The following is a 23,191-nucleotide window of genomic DNA, read 5'->3' as shown; positions in this document are numbered from 1 at the left end:
CTGCGGTTGCATGAAAACACAATTTGATACGCATCAAGTGCGCGTCGTGTCGTCCGTGCAACACAACCAAATGACATCCGCCTCGCGTGCAATCGTGCACGCGAGGGCCAACCCTCTCCTGTCTAGACGCCTGCCCAGCGCACAAGCTCCTGTGCCGGCATCACTCCCGACTGGCGCTTGGCTTCGTGCCCTGACTGGAACAGCAGCAACGTCGGGATGCTGCGGATGCGGTTTCGCACGGAAGCCTGGGGGCTGTCGTCTGAATTCACCTTGGCGAGCACTGCGCGCCCCTTGAGCAACGACGCTGCTTGTTCGAACTGAGGCGCCATCATGCGGCAGGGACCGCACCACGGAGCCCAGAAATCGACGATGACCGGCAACTCATTCTTCGACACGAACCGCTCGAAGGTGGCGTCCGTCAGCTCCACGGGGTGCCCGGTCAGAAGGGCTTTATGGCAGCTTCCGCATTGCGGATCCTGCTGCACGCGCTCGGGTGGGACCCGATTGATACTCGCGCAATGAGGGCAGACGATAAGCATGATGACTCTCGATTAATGATGAAGAAGCGGAACGGGGCTGAAAATCTCTTAAAGTATCTGAGGCCGCCCGTGGCCCAGTTCAAGGTTGGTTGCGCATCGTCGAGCGTTCGGCGATGCGCGCTGCCCCCATAGTTACATTGTCAGCTCACTGAGGAGCGCCTTTCCCATGCCACGCATTGCCTATACGCCGGCCGACCTTGACGAGCCGGCCGATCTGGTGGACGCGATTCGCCTTCGGCGAGGAGGCCAGCTTCTGAATCTGGACCGCATGCTGTTGCACAGTCCGGCGTTTGCGCGAGGCTGGAATGGCTTTCTCGGCGCCGTGAGGACCGAATTGGATCTTGATCCGCTGCTGCGCGAGCTTGCAATCTGCGCCGTGGCGTTGCTCAACCACGCGCAGTATGAGTTCGCGCATCATGCTCCGGAATTTCTCGCAGCCGGTGGCAGCGCGACGCAACTGGCCGCGCTGGCGGACATTCCCGCCGCCGTGGATGATTCGGCGCTGTTTTCTCCCGCCCAGCGCGTGACGCTGGCGATCGCCTATGAAATGACGCGGCGCGTCAAGGTCAACGAGGCCTATTTTGCCGCTGCCCGCGCGGCCATGCCACCGCAGCAGGTTGTGGAGCTGGTGGGTGTGATCGCCACGTACAACATGGTCTCGCGTTTCCTCGTCGCTCTGGGAGTGGACATCGAGCCTGTGTTGCAGCCGGGGCCTGCAGACACTGCGGGGCCAGAGCCTGAGGACCTCACGCACCTCCCCACAGCTGGGAGTGCGTGACCTTGGGCGCTTGTTGGACTTGGGATCGCGGGCCGCAGCAGGGGACAAAATCATCCGGATTGTCCCGTGCAGGGCTTAAGCTTTGGGGTTGTGAAGCCAACATCGCAGGATTTCCTGCGGCCCGTGCTTGTCGTTGGCGCTTCACGCTCGATAGGCTCTTCCTTCTCGGCGTTTCGCAATGATCACCTTGATCCAGCTTGCATTTGACGATTTTCCGATCACGCTTCTGTTGCTCGGGCTGCTGACAGCGGCCGTTTCTCTTGCCGCGACGCACCGAGAGCGCACAGCCGAGCGTGTGGCGTCCACGCTGCTGCGTTGGTACCTCCTCTACGCGGTTGGTTTGACCTTTCTCGTGCGGTTCGTGCTGCTTGCCTGGTTCGGGGATGCCACCCCCCATCTGCACGGGGCATCGCCTGATGGCCTCCAGCACCAGGTCACCGCGGCCTACCTTGGATTTTCACTAATCGGCTTCCTCGGGGTATTCGGTGGACTGGGCCTGCGTCTAGCCGCCGTCGTCGGCTCCGCGGCATTCCTTTGGGGGGGCGCGCTTGGTCTGATGCTGAGCACGCAGCCAGCGGGCGCATTCCAACCGGTTGAGACCATGCGCTACGCCGATCTTCTCGTGCCACTCATTGGCTTCGGATTGCTGGCGTGGCAGGCCAAGGCCCAAAGCCGGCGCAGCGTGTTCGCCCGATCCCGGCTCTAGGGCGGTCCCGCTCAAGGCCGGAGCAGCGCGGCGGCACATTGAGCCAACCGCGGCAGGCTGCGCAGGGCGCGGCTGCCGTACCACGACGCCCATTCGCCGTCGATCAACCGGACCGCCGCTTTCAAACCGCGCGTCTCAAGCAGGGCGCGCGTGACTTCGACGTGAGCCGCGCCGAATCGGAAGGGTTCGCTGGCCAGCAGCACAAGATCCACGTCATGCAACCAAGGCGCGTCCCAATCGAAGACCGGGTAGCGCGTGGCGCCCGCGCAGCGCAAACCGTCACCTCCGGCCACGTCGGGAAGCGTGCGCCAGCCGACCTGGGCTAGCGTGCGGGCGATGTAGGTATCTCGTGCCACCGTCATCCATGGTTCGCGCCAGATCACATACAGCACGCGCCGCAGGGGCCAGGAACGGGCGCGGATGGCGCGCAACGTATTGCCGAACTCGTCGTGCAGGCCCTGTGCCCTTTCCTGCACCCCGGCCGTGGCGCTGAACAGGGCGCCGAGCAAGTCGAAGAGCGCCAGGTTGTCGGCGGGCTGTTGGGGGTGCGTCACGACCACATGGGGTACGAACTCCTGCAATTGCGCCACCGTTTCACGCGTGTTTTCATCAACGTTCACCAGCACATGGGTCGGCGCAAGATCGCGCAGACGGGCGAAGTTGACGTCCTTCGTGCCCCCCACCTTGGGTATGGCGCGCACGGCTGCAGCGGGGTGGATGCAAAACCCGGTACGCGCCACCAGCTGCGCGTCCAGCCCCAGATCGACAAGGGTTTCGGTGAGACTGGGCACAAGGCTTGCGATGCGCGCATGCGCGGGCGCGCTCTCAAAGCGCTGGCCAATAAAGTCGATGATGTCGGCCGCGCCGTGGATTGGGGATGGGGTTACAGGCATGCGTCGGCCCATTATCCGCGGATGCGCCATCCCGCAGGCGGCGCGAACCCATGGGCCTTGCCGAGGCGTGCGTTCATGAAAGCCTTGCGCCGGAGTGGTCCGCGACCGGGCGGTCCGGTGCGCCAGATGTCGCCATGGCCGCCTTTCCCATGCGCCAAGGTGCAATGATGGAACGCGGCTCGAGCGCTTTGCAAGCTTACCGGCCCTTGCGCGGCTTGCGCCGCTGGCGGGCCATGAGGCGGTCGTACCAAACGCGCGGAAAGATGTGCAGCAGCTTGCCCACCAGCGCCATCGGCCAAGGAATGGTTGCGTAGGCACGGCCGGCGTCGATGGCGCGCAGCGCACGGCGGGCAAACACGTCCGGAGCGATGAGAAACGGCATCGGGAACGGGTTGCCTGAGGTCATCGGCGTGGCGATATAGCCGGGGCTGATGGTCACCACCCGCACGCCTGAGCCGCGCAGTTCCACGCGCAGACTCTCCAACGAATGAATCAGTGCTGCCTTGCTCGCGCTGTAGGCTGCGTGTCCGGGTAGGCCGCGTACCCCGGCCACGCTGGCGATCCCCACAAGCGATCCACTACCGCGTGCACGCATGGGGGCGACAAAAGGCGCAAGCGTGGCCAGGGCGCCGAGCCAGTTGGTGTCCATCACATCGCGTGCAACGTCCAGATCATGCAGGTGGGAGAGATCCACGCCGTGACTGATTCCGGCATTGGCCACGACCACCTGAGGGCAGCCCCACTCGGCCACCAGAGTCGAAGCCTGTTCGCACCACGCTTTCGTATGGCGTACGTCGGCAGCCAGGATGCGCAGTCGAGCCGGATCCACTGCCGCAAGGCCCTGACGCTGGGCACACGCCAATGCTGTGGCGTCGAGTGCCGACGCTCGGCGCCCGACGAGAACCACGCGCCAGCCGCGCGCGGCATAAGCCTCGGCCAGTGCCGATCCGATGCCGCTTGAAGCGCCGGTGATCACCGCCACGGGCGCATGCTCCTGGAGGGCAGGGTGTTGTATAGACGAATTCACGCAAGGTCTCGCTTCGCGCTAGCTGCGCCTCGCAGCACAGCGCATGGTTGAAACTTTAGCGCCTTGGACGCACCACGGTTCCGCTGACCTGGCCCCGCATCGCGAAGGTGCCGTCCAGCCCGTTCATCTCGAGGTTGCCACCGGAGAACAACGAGTCACCGCGTTGCACCGTGCTGGGTTTGTTCGAACTGATGCGCTGAGCATTTGGAAAGATATTGAGAAAGTCACTGCGTACGGTCAGTTCGGGCATATTGGGGGCGATCCGATGCACCACGGCGTCGCCGAGCAACTGCACGTTGCTGCCGTCGGAGTTGCTGATGCCGATCTGTGCCTGCGCGGTGGTGAGCACGCCTTGCGCGGTTTGGGCGCGCAGTGTCGGCTGCGTGATGCGCACCGTATCGTTGCCAGGGATGTGTTGCATGGCCTGGCCACTGAGCTGAGCCGTGATACGGCCTTGCGCGTCGAACGTACGGGTGTGAAAGTCGTGCAGGAAATAGTCGGGTTTTTGTGGGGGTTCGCGCGGGCCGCCGGGACCACCCGCGCCCCGCCCCGCCTCCTGCGCCACCCACCAGCTCAAGGCGGCCAGCAACACCATGAGCAAGGGCGGAAGAAGAAGAGACAAGCGGCGCCACAGCCGGACAAGGCGCTGCATGGCAATCAGTCTCCGGCTATGGCCTGCTCGAGCAGACGGCGGTACTGGCCCTGCGCAACCAGCAGCAGGTCGCACAGTTCGCGCACGGCGCCGAAACCCGCTGCGGCCTGCGTGCGGTAATGTGACCGCGCGCGCACTTCGGGATGGGCCACGGCAGGGCAGGCGGCCAGACGAGCACGCACCAACAGGGGCAAGTCGGGCCAGTCATCCCCCATGACAGCGGCCTGCTCCCAGCTCACGTCCAGGTCCTGCAACAGGCGGGCGGCGCCTGGCAGCTTGTGTGCTCGCCCGAGCACGGAGCGCTCCAGCAAGCCAAGTTCTCGCAGCCGGGTACGCAGCGCAGGGCTGTCGCGGCCCGAAACCACAACCGGCGCAACGCCGCAGGCCGCGAGAAGTTTCAGGCCGTGACCGTCAAGGGTGGAAAAGCGCTTGTGTGTCTCGCCGGACTCGCCCACCAGCAGGTCACCAGGGGTCAGAACTCCGTCCACGTCCAGCAAAAGCACGCGGATATCCTGCGCCCGCAAAAGAATCTCCGTGTCGAATTGAAGACGCGGGCGCGTATCGAAAACGGGCAGGTCGGTCATGCGTCACACCACCTTGGCCGCGAAAAGGTCGTGCATATTGAGCGCGCCGATCGGGTGTCGCTGTGCGTCGACGACGACCATCTGGTTGATGCGATGCTGCTCCATCATTTGCACCGCCTCCACGGCAAGCGCCCCCGCGGCGATGGTGCGCGGATTCGGGTGCATGGCCTGGCCGACCGAGAGCTGGCGCAAGTCTGCCCCACGCTCGAGCAGCCGGCGCAAATCACCATCGGTGATCACCCCCAACAACTGCCCAGCGTCGTCGACGACAGCCGTCATGCCCAGACCCTTGCGCGTCATCTCCAGCAGCGCAGCCGAGAAGGGTGCGGATTGAGGCACGCTGGGCACGGCGTCGCCCGTGCGCATCACGTCGGCCACATGCGTGAGCAGCTTGCGCCCGAGGCTGCCCCCCGGGTGGGTGCGGGCGAAGTCGTCCGGGCCGAATCCGCGTGCGTCCAGTAGCGCCACGGCCAGTGCGTCGCCCAGCGCAAGCTGGGCCGTGGTGCTGGCCGTGGGAGCAAGATTGAGGGGGCAGGCCTCTTGCTCGACAGCGCAGTCAAGATGAATGTCGGCATGCTGCGCCAGCGTCGAGTCGGCGCGGCCGGTGATGGCGACGAGCCTGGCGCCCAAGCGCTTGACCAGCGGCACGATGCGCACGAGCTCCTCGCTTTCTCCCGAGTTCGACAATGCGATGAACACGTCGGTATCGGTCACCATGCCCAGGTCGCCGTGGCTCGCCTCGGCAGGGTGGACAAAGTAGGCAGGGGTTCCGGTCGATGCAAGCGTTGCGGCCAGCTTGCGCGCGATGTGCCCGCTTTTTCCCATGCCCGATACCACGACCCGCCCGCGGCAGCCCAGGATGCAGCGCACCGTGTCCTTGAACGCCGTGGCCAGCGGTGGCTGAGTGATGCGCGCAGCCAGTGCCTGGAGCGCAGCCGCCTCGATTTCCAGGGTGTTGCGACCCAGTTCGAGGGCCTGTTCGGGGTTAAATGCAGGGTTCATCGGCCCGCAGTATAGGCAGCGGGAGGGCAATGCGGGCCTTTGTCGCGCTTGGCCTTACACGGCGGCTTGGCGCGGGGCGTGAATGCGGTCCTGCGTCTCGATCACGCGGCGCAGCCACACCACCATCAGCACGCCGGGCGCCGACGCCACCACGGTCAGGAGATAGAAATGCGGCCAACCCCAGGCCTCGACAAGAAAACCCGTGGCCGGACCCACGTAGACACGACCCACTGCCGACAGTGCCGACAGCAACGCAAATTGCGTGGCCGAGAAGCGCGCGTCGCAAAGCGCGGAAAGAAAGGCGACAAAGGCAGCCGTGCCCATGCCGCCGGTGAAATTTTCGATGCCCACGGCCGCGGCCATCAGTGCCAGGTTCGAGGGCAGCACGGCTAGCGCCCAATAGGCCAGGTTGGACAAGCCTTGGCCAACGCCGAACCACACCAGCGAACGCCAAAGCCCGAGCCGTGCGAGCCACGCTCCGCCCAACAGGGCGCCGACGATGGTGGTCGCGATGCCCATGGTCTTGTAAACCAGGCCGACCTCGGCCGGACTGTAGCCGGCGCCGCGAATGAGAAAAGTGGTGGAAAGCGCGCCGGCGAAGGCGTCGCCTAACTTGTACAAGACGATGGCGACGAGCAGCGCCACGGCTCCGCGACGGGCGAAGAACTCGCGCGCTGGCTCGACCACGGCCTCGGTCAGGCTGCGCGGCGCCTTGATGTTGCCCGGAGTCGGGGGGGCGAAGAGCGTGGCCAGCATCAGCACAGCCATGAGGCCAGCCATCAGCGCGTACATCCCGCGCCAACCCAGATACTCGGCCGCCAGCCATAGCGCCAGGCCTCCCGAGACCAGCATCGCGAGCCGATACCCGAGGACCGCCACGGCCGCGCCCGCGCCACGTTCTTCAGGCGGAAGCAAGTCGGTGCGATAGGCGTCGATCACGATATCCTGGGAGGCGGAAAAAAAGGCCACGGCGACGGCCAGTATCCCGACCGGCAACAAGCGCATATCTCCTGCGGGAATCCCCAGCGCCCCGGCCAGACGGTCCAGTCCGGGCCAGGCGCTGGTGGCGGTGGGCGCCGGAATGCCGACAATCGCAATGGCCGCCAAGCTGGCTGCGAGAAGCGCCTGCATCAACAGGAGCCATCCGCGCCTGCGTCCCAGCGCGCGCACGAGCGATGGTGGCTGGATGCGGTCCATGCCTGGTGCCCAGGCGAACTTGAACACGTAGGCCTGGCCGATCAACGTGGCGAAACCGATGGCCTTCAGACTCACGCCTTCGACCGTCAGCCAAGCCTGGAGCGTGCCCGCCGTGAGGGCCAGCGGCAGACCCGAGGAAAAGCCGAGAAGAAGCAGCGCGGCCATGCGCCGGTTCGCGAAAACCTGGCGAAGCAAGACCCAGGGCGGAAGCCTTTCGGTGCGGTTTGGGGCGGCGGCGGACATGCGGTGCGAGCAGGGACAGGCCGTAGCATAGCCTCCGGTCCGGAGGCTTCACTCCGCATGCCGAATCACTCGCCAACTTCGTTCGAACCATGATGCCATCTCACCCCATCGCCCGAGACTTCGTCCGCTTCGCTGTTGACAGCGGCGTCATCCGCTTTGGCGCCTTTGTTACGAAGGCCGGGCGCGACACGCCCTATTTCTTCAATGCCGGGCTGTTCGACGACGGCGCCAAGCTTGGTCGGTTGGCGGCGTTCTATGCCGATGCGCTGCTCGCCAGCGGCATCGAGTTCGACATGCTGTTCGGTCCAGCGTACAAGGGCATTGGGCTGGCTGCTGTGCTTGCTGTTGAATTGGCCCGGCGCGGACGCAACGTGGGCTTCGCCTACAACCGCAAGGAGGCCAAGGACCACGGCGAAGGCGGTGCGCTTGTGGGCGCACCCATGACGGGCCGGGTGGTGATCGTGGATGACGTCATTTCCGCCGGTACAGCGATTGGTGAGTCCGTGCGTCTGATCCGTGGCGCCGGGGCGACGCCGGTCGCGGTGCTGATTGCATTGGATCGCCAGGAAAAGGCCGCGATGGCCGGCCAGACTCTGGAGGAATCCGCCGTGCAGCACGTGCAGGCTGTGCACGGACTACCGGTGGTGGCCATCGCCAATCTCGACGCCTTGCTCGAAGCGCTCGCCTCGATGCCCAACGGCGAGCTCGCGCAATGGTTGCCGAAGGTCCGGGAGTACCGTGAGCGTTACGGTGTTTCGGCGACTTGACCGTTATCGGGGGCGGATTTCCGATCACGGGCACTCTCGAGACGCTTTGTCGCTATCAGGCGACGCACAAAGTGCTTTGCAATCAAGCAGATGGCGCCGCAGGCTGGCAAGTGGTCGGGTCATGGCGACATCATGCCTTCAGAATCGCCCAGTCTGGATCTCGGGTGAGGCTTGGAGCAAGGGCGCAGCTTGCGTAAGGTCATGATTTCAAAGGCCGATGAACATGCGGGCACGCAGGTTGCTAAGTCGAGGCTGGGCGGCGCTGTTGTTGCTGTCCGCAACTTCAAACAAAGGAGCCTCGCATGACTACAAACTCCCGTCTTGGCAGGGTGATTCCGGCCACCGGCGCAACCGTGTTTTTGTTGGCCTTGGGCAGCGTTCGCAGTCAGGCTGTCGAAGTCACGCAGGATAAGGCCGTGCAGCGGACGAGCCTTGCGCAGTTTGCGCATCCGCGCGATGAGTCTGCCGGGCCATGGTGGCCGCAGCGCGGGTTCCAAACCCATGTCGATGATGCGAGCATTGCCGCCAGCGTGAAGGAGGCGCTTTTGAGGGATGAGACCCTGAGCCGCCTGGATATCCGTGTGGAGGCGCGCAAGGGCGTGGCGCGTCTGAGCGGTGCCGCAGCGAGTGCGAAAGAGGCGGCGCGAGCGGTCCACGTGGCACGCGCCACGCAGGGCGTGCGGCTCGTCATGAGTGACCTGCACGTCTACGGCTGACGCGCGCCAACCCCCACCCAAGCCTGGACGCCGCGGGCCATTCGCTCAGGTGCCCCCAACATAAGGGTTATGGCGGCGTTCATCGCCGAAGGTCGATTCCGGCCCGTGCCCGGGGATGAACACGGTGTCGTCACCCATGGGCCAGAGCTTTTGCACGATGCTATCGATCAATTGCTTCTGGTTGCCGCGCGGAAAGTCGGTTCGACCGATGGATCCGGCGAACAGGACATCGCCGACCCAGCAGCGTTGCGCCTGCGGCTGGTGAAAGACCACGTGCCCCGGTGTGTGGCCTGGGCAGTGGCGAACGTCAAAGCGCAGGCTTCCCAGCGTAAGGGTGTCGCCATCGTGAAGCCAACGATCGGGTGTAAAGGGTTCGGCTTGCGAAAAGCCGAACATTTGGGCCTGCTGCGGCAGCATGTCGATCCAGAACTTGTCGTCCGGATGGGGACCCATGATGGGCACGCCAGCGCGTCGCGCTGCAGGGGCCGCGGCGCCGGCGTGGTCGATATGGGCGTGGGTCAACCACACGGCCTGCAACTCCACACCTTCGCGCGCGACGATGGCGAACACGCGCTCGAGATCGCCGCCTGGATCGGTCAACACGGCGTGCCCCGTCTCGTCATCCCACAACAGGCAACAATTTTGCTCAAAGGGCGTGACCGGAATAATGCGGTAGTTCAGCATGGAGGCGCAAGAGGTTCGGCAGAACAAAGTGTGAAAAAGCAGAACAAAGTGTCAAACGACGCCGGTCGCTCCGCCTCCCGGTGGAGAACAGAGTGTCGAAAGACGTTGTTCTGCCACGGCATTCTGCCTGCCAAGCGTCAGGGAGTGCATGACGTCTCGCTGCCGGCGCATGGGACGCAAGGGGGTCAGGCTGCATACCGCCTCGAAATTCGGCTGCATACACCTACTGCCGCAGCGCCCTCAACCTCCGACGCTGGACTAGGATGTGCACAGATTGTGCGCGACCTGTGCGCGTGACGTTGCACCGGAATTTCGCTACAGGTCAAAACTAGAGTACGGTCGTTTGTGACCAGGCCGCGCAGCGGCCCAGGAGCACAAGCGATGAAGAAGAGCAAGTTCACCGAAGAGCAGGTTGCCTACGCACTGCGACTGGCGGAATCGGGTACGCGCCGTGGGCGATGTGTGGCGGCAAATGGGCATCAGCGAGGCGACCTTCTACGTCTGGAGGAAGAAGTACGCTGATCTCGGCGTTGCGGAGCTGCGTCAGTTGCGCCAACTGACCGAGGAAAATGCGCGCCTCAAGCGCATCGTGGCGGACCTCACGCTGCACAAGCAGATCTTGCAGGAGGTCATCAGAAAAAAGATCTGACGCCAGCGCGCAGGAAGGAGGTTGCGTCGTGGATCCGTAAGCTCCCCCGCCGCTTGCCCGGCGCGTCCCAAAACAGTGTTCTCGAAGCCGTGTCCTTCTCGAAACTCACCTGGCATTGCACCAAGTAGGCACTAGAAATCTAGACTGAATTTTGAGATTGCCAAGCCGTTGATTCACGGGCTTGGCGTTCTCGATTGCTTCGCGTCTTGAAAACGGTTGTTAATAAGAAGATCGGCACGCGCCACTTCAAGGCTGCGCCACGACGACAGAGGAAGGCGAGGCGCCTGTGGGAAATGGGCTCCCTGGAACCGGCGTGAGCGCGCCCGTGGTCGGATTGATACTGTAGGCTGATAGGGTGTTGTCGCCCATGTTTACCACATAAGCGAAGGTGCCAGCAGGGTTGAGCGCGATGGCGCCGGGCGTATTTCCGGCGGCAAACGGACTACCTGCGATCTCCGTAAGACCGCCCGTTGGTGGATCGATGCTATACGCCAAAACCTGGCCATCGGGGTTGTTGGTAATGTTCGTCACATAGGCAAAAGTGCCAGCGCGGCTGATCGTGACGGCTTCGGGGAAACCTTGTATCGAAGTTGGGCCATTCCCACCAGTGATCGCGCCAGTAAAAACGTTGTAATTGAGTTCCGTGACGTTGTAGCCGTTTTGGTTGGCCGCATATAAATAGCCATAGGAGGGGCAATAATTGGCGGTGCATGGAAGTGAAATGGGATAGACCGCGACAGAGAGGGGGTTGTCTCCATTTGGAAGATTGAGTGGACTACCTAGCGTGAGCGCGCCCGTCGTGCTATCAACGTTGTAGTTCGCGACGACGTTGCTTGAATAGCCCACCGCGAAGAGGAAGAATTGCCCCCCAGCGTTTGCTGGGGAAAATGCGAGGGAGGTAACGTCTACCTGCGATGATCCCGCTGTGGCCCCTGTGAGAAACGGGCTCCCTGCGGCCGGCGTGAGCGCACCCGTGGTGGCATTGATGCTATAGCCCGTAATGTTGAAGGTGCCAGAGTTCCCTACATAAGCGAAAGTGCCCGTGGGGAGTATCGCAATGGATTGGGGCCCACCGCCTCCTGGGTTGGGAAACGGGCTCCCTGCGACCGGGGTGAGTGCGCCCGTGGTGGCATTGATGCTGTAGGCCGAGATGGTGTCGTCACTATAGTTTGTCACATAGGCAAAGGTGCTCGTCGGATTGACCGTGACAGAGGTGGGTGCGTTCCCTGTGAGAAACGGGCTCCCTGCGACGGGGGTGAGTGCGCCCGTGGTGTTATCAATCTTATAGGCCGACACGGAGTGGCCGTTCTTGTTCGTCACGTAGACGAATTGGTAGTCAGCACATGTCACCGCCACATTGCTTGTGTTCGCCGTGACTCCTGCGCCGGAGCCGTTGGAGACCGTGCACGTCTGCCCGGTGGGCTGCGTGCCCACGGTCACCGCATAGGTACCGTTGTAAGCCACCGGGGTGGAGAAAGTGAAGCCGCCGTTGGCCGTCACCGTGGTGGGGTCGGCGCCGTTGTTGTCGAGCGTGACTTGGGTGCCGCTGGCCAGACCCGAGACCGTGCCGCCGATGGTGTAGGTGTTGGTTGAGCAGGTGACGCTCACGTTGCTGACATTGGCCGTGACGCCCGAGCCCGAGCCGTTGGAGACGGTGCACGTCTGCCCGGTGGGCTGCGTGCCCACGGTCACCGCATAGCTACCGTTGTAAGCCACCGGGGTGGAGAAAGTGAAGCCGCCGTTGGCCGTCACCGTGGTGGGGTCGGCGCCGTTGTTGTCCAGCGTGACCTGGGTGCCGCTGGCCAGACCCGAGACCGTGCCGCCGATGGTGTAGGTGTTGGTCGAGCAGGTGACGCTCACGTTGCTGACATTGGCCGTGACGCCCGAGCCCGAGCCGTTGGAGACGGTGCACGTCTGCCCGGTGGGCTGCGTGCCCACGGTCACCGCATAGCTACCGTTGTAAGCCACCGGGGTGGAGAAAGTGAAGCCGCCGTTGGCCGTCACCGTGGTGGGGTCGGCGCCGTTGTTGTCCAGCGTGACCTGGGTGCCGCTGGCCAGACCCGAGACCGTGCCGCCGATGGTGTAGGTGTTGGTCGAGCAGGTGACGCTCACGTTGCTCACATTGGCCGTGACGCCTGCACCGGAGCCGTTGGAGACGGTGCAGGTCTGCCCGGTGGGCTGCGTGCCCACGGTCACGGTGTAGGTGCTGCTGATCTGCGTCGGGAACGTAAACGTGCCGTTGGCGGTGAGCGTGAAGGCGTTGCCCCCATTGAGCAGCAAGGTCACTGAGCCGCCAGACAGTCCGGAGACGCGTCCACCGAGCGTGTAGGACGAGACCGAAATGACCGACGACTGGCTGCGCACCGTCGTGGGCAAGGTGACCTGAACCAAGGGCCCAGCCGATGCGGGCGCTGCAACCTGCACGCTCGATGGGGTGGGAGCGGAGAATGGGTTGCCATCAAAGAATCCGTCCAGCCCCTGGCTATTGGCGACGAAGGGTGTTGTCGTGGGATCAAATCCCGTGGTGCTCACGCCGTAAGTAGCCAAGGCTTGTAGCAGCGGTGCCGTCAGGATGCTGGCCTTCGCCTGGAGGTACTGTGTGGTAGTCACCTGCGGCAATAACGCCAGCACTTGACCCGCCGTGGCCGGAAGGGTTGCCGATGTCACCAGGCCCGCTGCGTCATAGGACAGCAAGGTGCTCATCGGATCCACGTTGACCACACCGTTGATGACGGGAGCGCCCTGCGGAGGGACTGCGACGGCCATCAAGGGCGCGCCATTGGGCGTGGTGTAGCCCACCACCGTGAGTGCGGCCGATCCAGGCGCACAGCTCGTGGTGTTCATGGCATACGTGCCATCGCTGGCCGTGGTGGCCTTGGCGCAGACCGTGCCTGTCGAGTCGATGGCCTCGACCGTTTGCCCTGCCACGGGATGGCCATAGGCCACCGTGCCGGTGACTTGGTAGCTGGTATTGGGCCCCATCAGCGTTGTGCTATCCCCCCCTCCGCCGCAGGCTGTCAGCGATAGCGTCAAAAGAGCCGTGGCGGCAAAACTCAGCGCAGCGCGAAGATTCATAGCTAGCAGTCAGGTCAGGTGACGGGGGTGAAAACGAGACGAAGCCAAGCGCGCACGGGGCGCGTCCCGCGACGTGGTGTAGGTCCACAGCTCAGTGAAGTCCTCACCCCAGATGCGGGGCATCCAGCGCGTCGGATGGACCGTGGTCGGGCTGATGGCCAGCGCGTGCAGGTAGCCGTCGAGCATGTCCAGGGTCATGCTGTCGTCGACGTCGGCTTCGTAGAGCAGGAAGTGGTCGAGCTTGTCGATCTCGGCGTCGGTGAGCGGGGCGTTGAAGATGGCGGGGTCCATGGCGGGGACTGTAGTGCATCCCCCTCAGTGGGCTGCGCCTCGCCTCCTTTGCGCCGACGCGCGCCCCTGTCGCGGCAGGGTCCGCCACGATCGCCGTGCGGCCATCGACGCTCGCCGAAAGCCGAAAATCCGCGCACCTGCCTTTGGTTTTGACACTATGTTTCGCCCGAGGAAGCGGCTTGGCGTTGAACGAAGCTGCAATCCGGGCGATCCGGCGGGCGGGCGGCCGTGGAAAGGAGCCCGGAACGCGCCATGTCCGTCGTCATCGAGGCCTGAATGACCGATCCGGAACGCGTCCCGCGCCACCTGCTGCCGAGCCCAAGAAAACCGAGTGACGGCAAGGCCCTTCGACACTATGTTCCGTGGCGTCCGCGACCCGGACCAGCGTCCGGGGGCCGAATTTCCACACTCTGCCAGGCCTTCGGCCGGATCCCGGCACCCACACCCCCTCTGAAGCCGTTTTGACACTTTGTTATGCGGGTCCTGCAAGGTTCGGCGTAACAAAGTGTCAAAGCCCGCCCGGCGGCGCGCGGCCTTTTCGGGAACAAAGTTTAAAAACGCCTTGCTCGGAAAGGACATTGTGCATGGAAGCGGGTATGACGGCGACGGGGACGGCCGATGTTGGGCGTTCCGCGCGACGGGCATCGGTCGCTCCGGGCTGGGACTGAGCTTTGCGGAGGGGCGTGCCCGTTACCGCCTCCGTGCACTTGCCTTACACCCGGCCGGGCCTTGAGAGACGGGTCATCGACCGGAGCGGGCGTTGGGCACGGCCTGTGGTGACGACAGCAATGGTGCGGTTAGCGGTCGCCGGCAGCGTCGGGCTTGTGAGCGGTAGCATTCCGCGCCATCGAACTTGCGCTCTCGACCCCTATGCGTAGTTTTCAACTATGCGTAGTTCGATCCCTGAGCACCTCGCAGTCTCCACGCGAGAGCTACGCATAGTTTTGGATCTCGGGCGCGCACCCCGCGGCGAGCAGCGGTATGGGCTGACTATTTGGCTCGCCGCCGACGAGAGTGAACTATGCAAAGCAGTGATCGCTTTGTCGCGCCGACGGTCGCTCGTGGAGCGAATCGACGGGATTCCGAACTGTGCATAGTTGAGCCCTATGCATAGCTTTGCATAACGACCCGTTACAGCCGGCCGCGGGGACGATATCGGCGGCCCGAAAGCTGTCCACCATCCCATCGACCGTCGACGAGCCGGCCGCACGACCGGTGGGGAAATTCGATGCGTTGCGCCCGTAACTCAAACGCAATACACTACCGGCATGAAGTCTGCCGTCATCCCCCAGATCCGAGTCGAGCCCGAGCTCCGAGCCGAGCTTGAGTCTGTGCTCAAAAAAGGTGAGACCCTGACCGACTTCGTTGAAGCGACAGTGCGAAGTGCAATCGCGTTCAGGCGTGTTCAAACCGCCTTCCATGAGCGGGCGCAGGCTGCGTCGGAGGAGTACCACCGCTCTGGCGTCGCGGCGCCGGTCGAGGCGGTCCTCGACCGGCTGCAAGCCAAGCTCGATGCGAAGCGGAAAAAGCTCGGTCGATGAGCTTTGACGTTCAGCTGACGCCGACGGCCGAATCGGACCTGGAACGTCTCGTTGATTGTCTGCTCGACCGGGCGGAGACCACCGAAGATCTTGACCGCGCACAAGCGACGATCGACCCTATCAGGGCGGTAATGCAGCAGCAACTTGCGCTTACGCCCTACAGCTTTCGCAAGGCAGCCCAGAGTCCCGCTCGGCGGGAACTGATCATCCCGTTCGGAAGTACCGGTTACGTCGCGCTGTACGAGATCGCCAGTCCGTCGAAAGTCGCGGTACTGGCGGTGCGCCATCAGCGCGAAGGGGACTATCACTGAGTCGTCAGTGGCCAGCCCCTCCGGCGCTTGACGCTCGGAAGCTGTCCTTGGCAAACGGCCGGACTTGGCCGGGATCGCGAGTTTGCGACGCCGCCTGGCAGCGGACCTTCGGCCTGACCACCGCGTGTTCCAACGGCTGGTCTACGCGCCCAAATCGAAATACATCTCCCCGCCAGGAGCGGTCCGACACCGACCCGCCATAGCTGCCTGTCGAGTGGCTGCTCAACTCTGAAAGCCGCCGGGGTAAGCCTCAGTCTTGACCTTCGCTTTCGCCCACGCCCCCGACCTACCGTCGGCTATTCCGGCTTCGGCGTCGGCTCGGCCCCCGTCTCAACCGCGTCCTGTTGCGCTTGCGTATCGAGATGCCGGTGGTAGTTCCCGGCACCTTCCAGGCCCCTCCAGGATTGCGATCGCCGCGCGTACTTCTTCGCGGAGTTGCTCCCAAGTGAGAGCTTCACCTCATCGAGGGACATGACGCGCTTGGCGTTGGCGGCAAACTGGTGGCGGAATGAGTAGAGTGAGTACAGCTTCTCGTCCTTCCAGATGGACTTGCAGACGCGGTGCAGATATTTGGTGCATGCCTGCTGGTATTTATCGAAACCGTCCTCGCCCTTGGCGTCTTCGCGCTCGACATTCGCCAGGTGCCGCTTCACGATGTCCAACTCATCGCCTTCGAGTTCCAGTGTTCTGTGCTCGATGATGTGTGCGATCGGCATTTCGCCCATCGCCTTAATGATAATGTCGTCGGCCTCGTAGACATTCTTGACGTCGTGCCCGACGATTCGCTTCGCCATAGCCATGCGCTCGAATGCGGCGATATGCCGGTGCGTTTTTGCGCGTCGCGTATGAAGCTTGCCTTCCCCGTCCAGTTCGGACTGGTTCCACTCAACAGGTCTTAATCCTGTGGCCATTGTGGCCTGGACCCAGAGCAAAGTCCCGTTTCCTTTTTCTCCGCGCTCCTCGAGTTCACGCAGAATCGTTTTGAGATCCGCCCGCCCAATTTTCTTTTCTGAGCTTTTGCGCTTTGCGTTCGAGTCGCCCAGGAGTTGATTTGCTGTAAACAGCGCTTTCGGGCTGTTGACTCGCTGAGAAAGCTTATCAATGGCGTCGACGTATTCACTCATCTCGCTCGCATCGCCAAGTGCTTTGAGCTGAATGCTCATCTCGGAGAGAATGGAGGTTCGATAGCGGGTATAGCCCGCTCGTGAATAATCACCAGCCATGACTCTTGATAGAAAATGGTCGATGATTTGCGGCATTGTGATGGTTGTTTCGACCTCGGGGTCGCCTCGCCCGATGTCTTTAATGGCACGTCGCCGGATTGTATTGAAGGCCTCGATATTCGTGGCCCGCGTCGTGGAGCGGATCGTATTATGGTTTTCCCAATTCTCCTGGAGCAGCTTCACGCTTCTTCGGTACCGGGAGAGTTTTCGGGTGGCGGTCCCATCAGGGCTCGAGTCCTGGGTGTCGATCAGGTCGGATTCCTGGGCGCTCGGCTGGGGTTGCGGGTCGATTCTTTGCTGGGCTGGCTTGAGCGCGATTTCGTCCGTTTCCGCGACGTTGCCCGTCAAAACCGCAGTTTCCTCGGTGCTATTCTTTTTCATGATTTCGACCCTCCATCGGTTCCCTGGTAAAAGGTGGGAGACAACACAATGTCCTTGGTTAATCTAACCAGCGACGCTTTGAGCAGTCCTTGGTTAGATTAACCAAGGACAACCAGCCTGATTTGCCCCTTCCCGAGCTGTCTGGCACGTGTCTGGCCTCATTTTTGAGCTGGCCAAAGCGTCCTTGGTTAAATTAACCAAGGACATCAAGAGCGCCTCTATAGTCGGTTCAAGTGTACTTGGTTAGTCTAACCAAGGACAACAAAAAGGTGTGATAAAAATAGCATAGAGGTCGCCTGGAGCGCCGCAAGTTGCTTCCCAACAACATGAAAAAGCGATTGGCGCGTCCTTGGTTAGACTAACCAAGGACGCCATAAAGGGCGACCGCGCATCCACACGCATCAGCGCATGAATCGGCTGAGCCCACTTCCACCACTTTGGCTGAGTGTGATGATGCCGCCGTCCTGTCCGAGTCCGGCATCGGGCCCCTCCGCGGCTTCTGGAGCCTCCTGCGCACCATGTTGGTGCTGAGCGGGATTGGCTGCCGCGGGCTGCTGGCCTGGCTCGATCAAGGGCGCTTCCCCGGGGGTTGGCATGGGCTCCGGAGACCCCTCAGGCTCCCCCATGCTCAGCCCGGTTTCAGCCAGATCGAGGACCCTTTCGATAAGCATCTTCGATAATAGCTTCGGGGGTAGTGAGTCCTGGTTACCGGCAATTTTGAAGCGTTCCAGGTAACGGTAAAGTTCGGGTCTGGATAATTCGCTGACATAGAGCGCCGTCTGGATCTTGATATACCTGACTTTATCGCGTTTGCTCACCTCAAGCCCCTTCCTGCGCCCGGCGCATGGTTTCCTCTCCGGAGAGGAGGAAGCCCGTGACATTCCCGAAAATGCCGAGTCCTGAATCGATCACCGGGACATTCGGCAATTTGCCTCGGAGATACTCGACATCATACTCCGGGTGGCCTCCGGCGACGACGATCATCTGGACGCGATCGAGCATATTGCCGACCCGGGTTAACACGAGGTCGACGGAATCATCGGCGGCCGCCTTGGCGTCCTTGGCGTCCTTGACGTAATCGACGGTATCGATGCGCGTGCCGGCCACGTAAATCGGCTTCTTCTGGAGCAGGGCCATATTCATATCGACCCGCGAGCCCCTTTTGATGGTGATGCCTGTCTCGCGTTCCATGCGCTCGGCGACATGCTGGATAATGTGCATGCGGCCATGACCACCCTCGGCTCCGCTGGCGTCCTGAATCACGACGCCATCCTGGTAGACGATCCAGTCCATGGTTTCCTGTTCGGGGTCCATGACCATAATCGGCATGCCGATAAGATCGGACACGTTTTTAATCGGGTCGCGGCCCACACAGCGGAATTCGGCGTTGATCTTGCTGGTGAATTCATCGAGCAGAAGATAACGGCCATCGTATTCCGATGGATCGTAGCTGGTCACCAACTCGGGGAGGAAGGACAGCGTGGATGCCACAGGCATCCTTGTTGGTCTTGAAGTGGCGCCCGATGCGCTGTACATTAACCCAGTCATGAAGCGACTCCAGGCGTTCAAGTTCGAGCTTCGGCCAAACGGCCAGCAGCAGCGCCAGATGCGACGCTTCGCGGGTTCGTGCCGGTTCGTGTTCAACAAGGCGCTGGCGTTGCAGAAGACGAACCACGAGGCGGGCGGACGATTCATCCGCTACGTCGACATGGCCAGGCATCTGACGGCCTGGCGCAACGGCGCAGAGACGCCGTGGCTCAAGGATGCGCCGATCCACCCGTTGCAACACGCACTCAAGGATCTGGACCGCGCCTACACCAACGTCTTCGCCAAACGCGCCGATTTCCCGCACTTCAAGAGGAAAGGCCAGGGCGCGAGCTTGCGCTACCCGGATCCGAAACAGATCAAGCTCGATGCGGCCAACAGCCGCATCTTCTTGCCCAAGCTGGGGTGGCTGCGCTACCGCAACAGCCGCGATGTGCTCGGCGCGGTGCGCAACGTCACGGTGTCCAGCAGCGGCGGCACGTGGTTCATCTCGATCCAGACCGAGCGTGAGGTCGAGCAGCCCATCCCGAGCGCCACCCGCGCCATCGGGATCGACGTGGGCATTGCCCGATTTGCCACGTTCAGCGATGGCACGTTCCTGGCACCACTCAACAGTTTCAGGACGCACGCGGTGCGGCTTGCGCGGTACCAGCGGGCGATGAGCCGCAAGGTGAAGTTCAGCAAGAACTGGAGGAAGGCGAAGGCCAAAGTCACAAAACTCCACCAGAGAATTGGCAATGCCCGGCGCGACGCCCTGCACAAGGCCACGACATCCATCAGCCAAAACCACGCGATGGTGTGTATCGAGGACTTGCAGGTGAAGAACATGTCGCGCAGCGCTGCGGGCACGGCCGAGCGACCGGGCAGGAACGTTCGGGCCAAGAGCGGCCTGAATCGGTCGATCCTGGACCAGGGCTGGGCCGAGTTTCGCAGGCAACTGGACTACAAGCTCCAGTGGAGCGGCGGATGGCTCGTGGCGGTGCCGCCGCACCACACCAGTCAGACCTGCCCGGACTGCGGCCATGTGGCGGCTGAGAATCGCCGCATGCAGTCGCAGTTCAAGTGCGTGGCGTGTGGCTACGCGCATCACGCCGATGTGGTCGGCGCGATGAATATTCTGGCGCGGGGACACCGCGTTGCAGCCTGTGGAGAGGTGGTGCATTCGGGCCCCTCGATGAAGCAGGAACCCACCGAAGCGACTGCGCACGAGGTCACTCATGCGTAGCGCCGCAGGAATCCCCGTCCTTCCCGCGCAAGCGGTGGCGAAAGCCAAGGGCGGGGAGGATGTCAAGGGAGGGATCCTGCGCAGCAGTTACGGCAACTACACCTTGGCCACGACCCTCTCCGGCATCCTCGGATTGGTTGCTGCCGTGCTGGTCCTGCGCATTCGCAGTCGCGCAGTGCACGTGGTCACGGCCTGAGTCTCGGCATCCTCAACGTTGCTGGCTTCCGGTCACAGCTCGCCCGGGGAAGGGCATATCGATTCCCGCGCCGCCACCCGTGTTTCCAGGGAACATCAGTTTGACGCGCCGTCGCTGCCATCAGGAGTGACAAGCGGCTGGGCTCTGCGTGACGGGGCGGCAGAGACGTGCTCCAAACCATGCGCCTATTGGTCGTTGCCCAACGGCAAGGCGCGATGGCAAGACGTTCGTCTGCAGAGAAAAATCCCGGGCCACGGGCTGGTTGGGCCGGAGCGCCGAGGCAATTGCTTCCGAGCGCGAAGCGGAAACGGACGGCACGCGCGATTCGGCGTCCGGAAGACTTGCCTGGCGGACCAAACGCAGAGACCGTGGGTACGACGCCCTGTGCTGGGGATCTGGAGTGGCGCTCAGTGCTTTTCGATCACGACCTCCAGATAATCCCCGGGAATCACCAGCGAGTCGGCGCCTCCACGGTTGGATCGCGCAAGCAACTCAGCAATGTCTGCCCGCAGTGCCGCTCGGCCCGGCGCGTTCAGCGCCTCAAAGGCCTTGAGCATGGGTCCGTAATAGGTCTCGAACTGGGCGATCCAGTGATCCGGAGATGCGTATCGGAACATGAACTGCCTGCGGGTGACGCGGATATCCGCGGCTGCGGGGCCGAACAGTTCGACGATGCGCGGCTCCGTGCCCCAGAGAGCTGGTGACTGCTGGCCGACCGGAGGGGGTACGTGGCGGCCAATCGTCTTGAAGATCGCGCCAACGAACCCGTCGGGAGTCCAGTTCGCGAGTCCGATTCGGCCGCCTGGACGGGTGACCCGCAACATCTCCCGGGCAGCCTGCTCCTGGTTCGGCGTGAACATGACCCCGAAGGTCGACAAGACGACATCAAAGCATGCGTCATCAAAGGGCAGTGCTTCCGCGTCGGCCACGCGACACTCCATCGGGAGACCTTCCGCAAGGGCCCGCCTGCGACCGCTTTCAAGCAGGCTCTCCACATAGTCCGTTGCCGTCACGCGGGCGAATCGCCTTGCGGCCGCGAGCGACGCGTTGCCGTTGCCGGCTGCCACGTCAAGGACGCACTCAGCAGCGCGAAGGTCGATGGCCTCACACAACTGTTCACCGACGATTTGGAGAGTGACGCCAATCATCGCGTAGTCTCCGCTGGCCCATACCGCTCTCTGGCGGGTTTTCATGGCCTCCAGATCCGGCCGCAATGGCGGCTTCGCGTCGCGCCTGCCGATTTGCGCAAGCAGTGTCGTTTGACTCATGTCATTCTCCTCACCGGTTGAACTGGAACGTGCACATCGGCTCCTGAACGCAGCCGCTCAGCGACCGTATGGCCACATCAAGCGTTCGATCCCAATCTGCACGTCCCAACCGTAAGTCGCCGGCGACAGCGTTACCTGATCAATCGTCCATCCCGATTGCTCGCGCGTCCGGATGACAGCGCGCACTCGACGCGACGTTGATCTGGCGAGATACTGCATCCCGTGCAAGCGTCATGGCACGTTGACGCGGAGGGCTGCAGCCATGGGTGTGGATACCTTATCGGACGTACTTCGGCGCATCCACTTGCAAGGGACGTTGCTGTTCCATGTCATTGGAAGGGCTCCATGGGTCGTGGAGGCACTTCCGGCGGCGGCGATCGCTGCCGCAGTCATGCCAGGCGCGGGGCACGTGATGGCCTACCACGTCGTGACCTCGGGATCGTGCTGGGGGGCGGTCGTCGGCGAGCCACCGGTGCGGGCGCAGCGCGGGGATGTGTTGGTCTACGCGCGGGGTGACGCTCATGCGCTCTCCAGCGCCCCGGGGATGCGTGCTGACTACGCTGTCAACCCCTTCTTCCTGTCCCCATCCGAGCGGGCGCCTTTCTTTCTCCGCGTGCGGGGAAACGATGTCACGGCCTCTGACGCTTACGGTGACGCCGGGCCTGACGACACAACGCTGATTTGCGGGTTCTTCGGGTGCGACGCCCAGCCGTTCAACCCGCTCCTGGCGAATCTTCCTCGGCTCCTGCACGTCCGTTACCAAGGCGATGAGGATCAGAGTCTGGTCGCGCAATTTATCCGGACCGCGGTCCTGGAATCGGCCCAAAGGCGACCGGGTGGTGAGGCAGTGCTCGAACGGCTCAGCGAGATGATGTTTGTCGAGCTCGTGCGCAGCTATCTCGACGGGCTGCCAAGCGGTCAGACCGGCTGGCTCGCTGGCTTGCGCGATCGATTCGTCGGTCGGGCACTCACCTTGCTCCACGAGCGTCCCGCCAGCCGTTGGACTGTCGACGTGCTGGCCGATCGCGTTGGCATCTCGCGCTCCGCGCTCTATGACCGCTTTGTCCTGTTGATCGGGCAACCACCAATGCAATATCTGACGAGCTGGCGCATGCAGCTTGCTGCCGGCCTGCTCGTGCACACCGATGCCAGTGTCGTATCCGTTGCCCTCGAAGTCGGGTATGAATCGGAGGCCGCATTTGTGCGGGCATTCAAAAAGATGACTGGCCTGCCGCCCGGGCAATGGCGGCGCGAGCGGGCTCGCCCGACGCAAAGGGCCGATGCTGCCCGGATCGCACCGCAGCCACCGGCCACACGGTGAGCGAACTCTCGTGCTGCTCAATGCACGGCGTTAAGGTGGGGCCTTCCCACTTCGGCGACCCGAGCGTGGCGCTGCTCCAGCATGCCACCACAACGACTCCGGGTTGACATCCACACATAGGATCGGCATGGAAAGCGTTCCACAGCGACCCAGCATTTCCCTTCGGGCAGCGAGACCGCCACCGGTCGATCAGATCGAAGCCGTCGGCAAGTCGATGCAGCAGCAAAAACGCCGGACTAAACTGCCCGATTCTCCGGCGACCAAACGACGCGTGGTTGCAGCCCCTCGGGATCTTCGGTGGGTGGAAGCGGCACTGTCCAGGCTGAGCCCTGAGGAACAGCAGGCGCTGGCTTGGGCAATACCGCTAATCAGTCGCC

23 protein-coding genes and 1 pseudogene are annotated in these 23,191 nt (G+C 63.0%); 10 read left to right on the top strand and 14 right to left on the bottom strand.

Translation table 11 applies throughout. From position 1 onward, the window contains the following. Nucleotides 1–122: 122 nt before the first annotated feature. On the bottom strand, nt 123–539 hold the full coding sequence (gene trxC, locus CD04_RS0118505) for a thioredoxin TrxC (RefSeq protein WP_031409487.1): 417 nt from the start codon (nt 537–539) through the stop codon (nt 123–125). 166 nt (nt 540–705) lie between these two features. Between trxC and CD04_RS0118500 the strand changes: the two genes are divergently transcribed. Continuing rightward, complete coding sequence (locus CD04_RS0118500) at nt 706–1,317, top strand: carboxymuconolactone decarboxylase family protein (RefSeq protein WP_051849418.1); 612 nt, start codon at nt 706–708, stop codon at nt 1,315–1,317. Nucleotides 1,318–1,495: 178 nt separating this feature from the next. Then, nucleotides 1,496–2,023, top strand: a complete 528-nt coding sequence (locus CD04_RS22240) for a DUF6790 family protein (RefSeq protein ID WP_051849417.1) — start codon at nt 1,496–1,498, stop codon at nt 2,021–2,023. An 11-nt stretch (nt 2,024–2,034) separates the two neighbouring features. Here the strand turns inward: CD04_RS22240 and CD04_RS0118490 are convergent, their stop codons facing one another. The 6 genes from CD04_RS0118490 to CD04_RS0118460 all read right to left on the bottom strand — a co-directional run bounded on the left by CD04_RS0118490 (nt 2,035) and on the right by CD04_RS0118460 (nt 7,621). Then, nucleotides 2,035–2,916, bottom strand: a complete 882-nt coding sequence (locus tag CD04_RS0118490) for a helical backbone metal receptor (protein WP_051849521.1) — start codon at nt 2,914–2,916, stop codon at nt 2,035–2,037. A gap of 196 nt (nt 2,917–3,112) precedes the next feature. Continuing rightward, nucleotides 3,113–3,898 (bottom strand): SDR family oxidoreductase, encoded by a 786-nt coding sequence (locus CD04_RS0118480; protein ID WP_031409480.1) that lies wholly within the window; start codon nt 3,896–3,898, stop codon nt 3,113–3,115. Nucleotides 3,899–3,998: 100 nt separating this feature from the next. After that, nucleotides 3,999–4,595, bottom strand: coding sequence for an LPS export ABC transporter periplasmic protein LptC (gene lptC, locus CD04_RS0118475; RefSeq protein WP_031409478.1), 597 nt, complete (start codon nt 4,593–4,595; stop codon nt 3,999–4,001). A gap of 5 nt (nt 4,596–4,600) precedes the next feature. Next, entirely contained in the window at nt 4,601–5,179 is a 579-nt protein-coding gene (locus CD04_RS0118470) for an HAD family hydrolase (protein ID WP_031409476.1), read from the bottom strand. A 3-nt stretch (nt 5,180–5,182) separates the two neighbouring features. After that, the gene (locus CD04_RS0118465) at nt 5,183–6,181 is read right to left on the bottom strand and encodes an SIS domain-containing protein (RefSeq protein WP_031409474.1); all 999 of its coding nucleotides are present in this window, start codon (nt 6,179–6,181) and stop codon (nt 5,183–5,185) included. A 54-nt stretch (nt 6,182–6,235) separates the two neighbouring features. After that, nucleotides 6,236–7,621 carry an MFS transporter gene (locus CD04_RS0118460; RefSeq protein ID WP_051849416.1) on the bottom strand — a complete coding sequence of 462 codons (1,386 nt, stop codon included), beginning with the start codon at nt 7,619–7,621 and terminating at the stop codon, nt 6,236–6,238. 89 nt (nt 7,622–7,710) lie between these two features. Between CD04_RS0118460 and pyrE the strand changes: the two genes are divergently transcribed. Both pyrE and CD04_RS22785 read left to right on the top strand, forming a co-directional pair. Then, entirely contained in the window at nt 7,711–8,388 is a 678-nt protein-coding gene (gene pyrE, locus CD04_RS0118455) for an orotate phosphoribosyltransferase (RefSeq protein ID WP_031409470.1), read from the top strand. Nucleotides 8,389–8,690: 302 nt separating this feature from the next. Continuing rightward, a complete protein-coding gene (locus CD04_RS22785) occupies nt 8,691–9,104 on the top strand; it encodes a BON domain-containing protein (RefSeq protein ID WP_081858081.1) in 414 nt (137 codons plus the stop codon). Nucleotides 9,105–9,149: 45 nt separating this feature from the next. On the opposite strand, the gene CD04_RS0118445 is transcribed toward CD04_RS22785, so the two are convergent. After that, nucleotides 9,150–9,788 carry an MBL fold metallo-hydrolase gene (locus CD04_RS0118445; protein WP_031409466.1) on the bottom strand — a complete coding sequence of 213 codons (639 nt, stop codon included), beginning with the start codon at nt 9,786–9,788 and terminating at the stop codon, nt 9,150–9,152. A gap of 381 nt (nt 9,789–10,169) precedes the next feature. Between CD04_RS0118445 and CD04_RS22230 the strand changes: the two are divergent. Further along, nucleotides 10,170–10,434, top strand: a pseudogene (locus tag CD04_RS22230) (transposase); the annotation flags it as partial. A gap of 249 nt (nt 10,435–10,683) precedes the next feature. Here the strand turns inward: CD04_RS22230 and CD04_RS0118435 are convergent. Together CD04_RS0118435 and CD04_RS0118430 are read right to left on the bottom strand one after the other, a co-directional pair. Then, nucleotides 10,684–13,512 (bottom strand): beta-propeller fold lactonase family protein, encoded by a 2,829-nt coding sequence (locus CD04_RS0118435; RefSeq protein WP_081858080.1) that lies wholly within the window; start codon nt 13,510–13,512, stop codon nt 10,684–10,686. A gap of 9 nt (nt 13,513–13,521) precedes the next feature. Further along, on the bottom strand, nt 13,522–13,803 hold the full coding sequence (locus tag CD04_RS0118430; protein ID WP_031409462.1) for a UPF0149 family protein: 282 nt from the start codon (nt 13,801–13,803) through the stop codon (nt 13,522–13,524). A gap of 1,268 nt (nt 13,804–15,071) precedes the next feature. On the opposite strand from CD04_RS0118430, the gene CD04_RS0118425 reads away from it, so the two are divergent. Continuing rightward, on the top strand, nt 15,072–15,344 hold the full coding sequence (locus CD04_RS0118425) for a YlcI/YnfO family protein (RefSeq protein WP_031409460.1): 273 nt from the start codon (nt 15,072–15,074) through the stop codon (nt 15,342–15,344). Further along, nucleotides 15,341–15,655 (top strand): type II toxin-antitoxin system RelE/ParE family toxin, encoded by a 315-nt coding sequence (locus CD04_RS0118420; protein WP_031409458.1) that lies wholly within the window; start codon nt 15,341–15,343, stop codon nt 15,653–15,655. The genes CD04_RS0118425 and CD04_RS0118420 overlap by 4 nt, the downstream gene beginning before the upstream one ends. Before the next feature lie 296 nt (nt 15,656–15,951). Here CD04_RS0118420 and CD04_RS0118415 read toward each other — a convergent pair whose 3' ends face one another. The 3 genes from CD04_RS0118415 to CD04_RS0118405 form a co-directional block, all read right to left on the bottom strand. After that, nucleotides 15,952–17,259, bottom strand: coding sequence for a hypothetical protein (locus tag CD04_RS0118415; RefSeq protein ID WP_031409456.1), 1,308 nt, complete (start codon nt 17,257–17,259; stop codon nt 15,952–15,954). Between the two features lie 401 nt (nt 17,260–17,660). Continuing rightward, the gene (locus tag CD04_RS0118410) at nt 17,661–18,077 is read right to left on the bottom strand and encodes a hypothetical protein (RefSeq protein WP_031409454.1); all 417 of its coding nucleotides are present in this window, start codon (nt 18,075–18,077) and stop codon (nt 17,661–17,663) included. A gap of 1 nt (nt 18,078) precedes the next feature. Beyond that, the gene (locus CD04_RS0118405) at nt 18,079–18,750 is read right to left on the bottom strand and encodes a hypothetical protein (protein WP_156030334.1); all 672 of its coding nucleotides are present in this window, start codon (nt 18,748–18,750) and stop codon (nt 18,079–18,081) included. 55 nt (nt 18,751–18,805) lie between these two features. Between CD04_RS0118405 and CD04_RS0118400 the strand changes: the two genes are divergently transcribed. Next, the gene (locus CD04_RS0118400; RefSeq protein WP_031409450.1) at nt 18,806–20,029 is read left to right on the top strand and encodes an RNA-guided endonuclease TnpB family protein; all 1,224 of its coding nucleotides are present in this window, start codon (nt 18,806–18,808) and stop codon (nt 20,027–20,029) included. Next, nucleotides 20,022–20,225 (top strand): hypothetical protein, encoded by a 204-nt coding sequence (locus tag CD04_RS23920; RefSeq protein ID WP_156030333.1) that lies wholly within the window; start codon nt 20,022–20,024, stop codon nt 20,223–20,225. The genes CD04_RS0118400 and CD04_RS23920 overlap by 8 nt, the downstream gene beginning before the upstream one ends. A gap of 407 nt (nt 20,226–20,632) precedes the next feature. Here CD04_RS23920 and CD04_RS0118390 read toward each other — a convergent pair whose 3' ends face one another. Next, complete coding sequence (locus CD04_RS0118390; protein WP_051849414.1) at nt 20,633–21,493, bottom strand: class I SAM-dependent methyltransferase; 861 nt, start codon at nt 21,491–21,493, stop codon at nt 20,633–20,635. A 262-nt stretch (nt 21,494–21,755) separates the two neighbouring features. Here CD04_RS0118390 and CD04_RS0118385 point away from each other — a divergent pair, with 262 nt between their 5' ends. After that, nucleotides 21,756–22,814 carry an AraC family transcriptional regulator gene (locus CD04_RS0118385; RefSeq protein WP_051849413.1) on the top strand — a complete coding sequence of 353 codons (1,059 nt, stop codon included), beginning with the start codon at nt 21,756–21,758 and terminating at the stop codon, nt 22,812–22,814. The last annotated feature ends 377 nt before the right edge of the window (nt 22,815–23,191 follow it).

The organism is Thiomonas sp. FB-Cd, assembly GCF_000733775.1.
In the GTDB taxonomy this organism is placed as follows: Bacteria; Pseudomonadota; Gammaproteobacteria; order Burkholderiales; family Burkholderiaceae_C; genus Thiomonas_A.
This window is presented reverse-complemented; position numbering and strand designations above follow the sequence as displayed.

What these genes read in the sequence shown, in the direction of transcription:
- CD04_RS0118420 (WP_031409458.1), top strand. Translation starts at nt 15,341, where the DNA reads ATGAGCTTTGACGTTCAGCTGACGCCGACGGCCGAATCGGACCTGGAA.
- CD04_RS0118460 (WP_051849416.1), bottom strand. Translation starts at nt 7,621, where the DNA reads ATGTCCGCCGCCGCCCCAAACCGCACCGAAAGGCTTCCGCCCTGGGTC.
- lptC (WP_031409478.1), bottom strand. Translation starts at nt 4,595, where the DNA reads ATGCAGCGCCTTGTCCGGCTGTGGCGCCGCTTGTCTCTTCTTCTTCCG.
- CD04_RS0118385 (WP_051849413.1), top strand. Translation starts at nt 21,756, where the DNA reads ATGGGTGTGGATACCTTATCGGACGTACTTCGGCGCATCCACTTGCAA.
- pyrE (WP_031409470.1), top strand. Translation starts at nt 7,711, where the DNA reads ATGATGCCATCTCACCCCATCGCCCGAGACTTCGTCCGCTTCGCTGTT.
- CD04_RS0118415 (WP_031409456.1), bottom strand. Translation starts at nt 17,259, where the DNA reads ATGAAAAAGAATAGCACCGAGGAAACTGCGGTTTTGACGGGCAACGTC.
- trxC (WP_031409487.1), bottom strand. Translation starts at nt 539, where the DNA reads ATGCTTATCGTCTGCCCTCATTGCGCGAGTATCAATCGGGTCCCACCC.
- CD04_RS0118430 (WP_031409462.1), bottom strand. Translation starts at nt 13,803, where the DNA reads ATGGACCCCGCCATCTTCAACGCCCCGCTCACCGACGCCGAGATCGAC.
- CD04_RS22785 (WP_081858081.1), top strand. Translation starts at nt 8,691, where the DNA reads ATGACTACAAACTCCCGTCTTGGCAGGGTGATTCCGGCCACCGGCGCA.
- CD04_RS0118390 (WP_051849414.1), bottom strand. Translation starts at nt 21,493, where the DNA reads ATGAGTCAAACGACACTGCTTGCGCAAATCGGCAGGCGCGACGCGAAG.
- CD04_RS0118400 (WP_031409450.1), top strand. Translation starts at nt 18,806, where the DNA reads ATGAAGCGACTCCAGGCGTTCAAGTTCGAGCTTCGGCCAAACGGCCAG.
- CD04_RS0118490 (WP_051849521.1), bottom strand. Translation starts at nt 2,916, where the DNA reads ATGCCTGTAACCCCATCCCCAATCCACGGCGCGGCCGACATCATCGAC.
- CD04_RS0118435 (WP_081858080.1), bottom strand. Translation starts at nt 13,512, where the DNA reads ATGAATCTTCGCGCTGCGCTGAGTTTTGCCGCCACGGCTCTTTTGACG.
- CD04_RS0118425 (WP_031409460.1), top strand. Translation starts at nt 15,072, where the DNA reads ATGAAGTCTGCCGTCATCCCCCAGATCCGAGTCGAGCCCGAGCTCCGA.
- CD04_RS0118470 (WP_031409476.1), bottom strand. Translation starts at nt 5,179, where the DNA reads ATGACCGACCTGCCCGTTTTCGATACGCGCCCGCGTCTTCAATTCGAC.
- CD04_RS22240 (WP_051849417.1), top strand. Translation starts at nt 1,496, where the DNA reads ATGATCACCTTGATCCAGCTTGCATTTGACGATTTTCCGATCACGCTT.
- CD04_RS23920 (WP_156030333.1), top strand. Translation starts at nt 20,022, where the DNA reads ATGCGTAGCGCCGCAGGAATCCCCGTCCTTCCCGCGCAAGCGGTGGCG.
- CD04_RS0118445 (WP_031409466.1), bottom strand. Translation starts at nt 9,788, where the DNA reads ATGCTGAACTACCGCATTATTCCGGTCACGCCCTTTGAGCAAAATTGT.
- CD04_RS0118500 (WP_051849418.1), top strand. Translation starts at nt 706, where the DNA reads ATGCCACGCATTGCCTATACGCCGGCCGACCTTGACGAGCCGGCCGAT.
- CD04_RS0118465 (WP_031409474.1), bottom strand. Translation starts at nt 6,181, where the DNA reads ATGAACCCTGCATTTAACCCCGAACAGGCCCTCGAACTGGGTCGCAAC.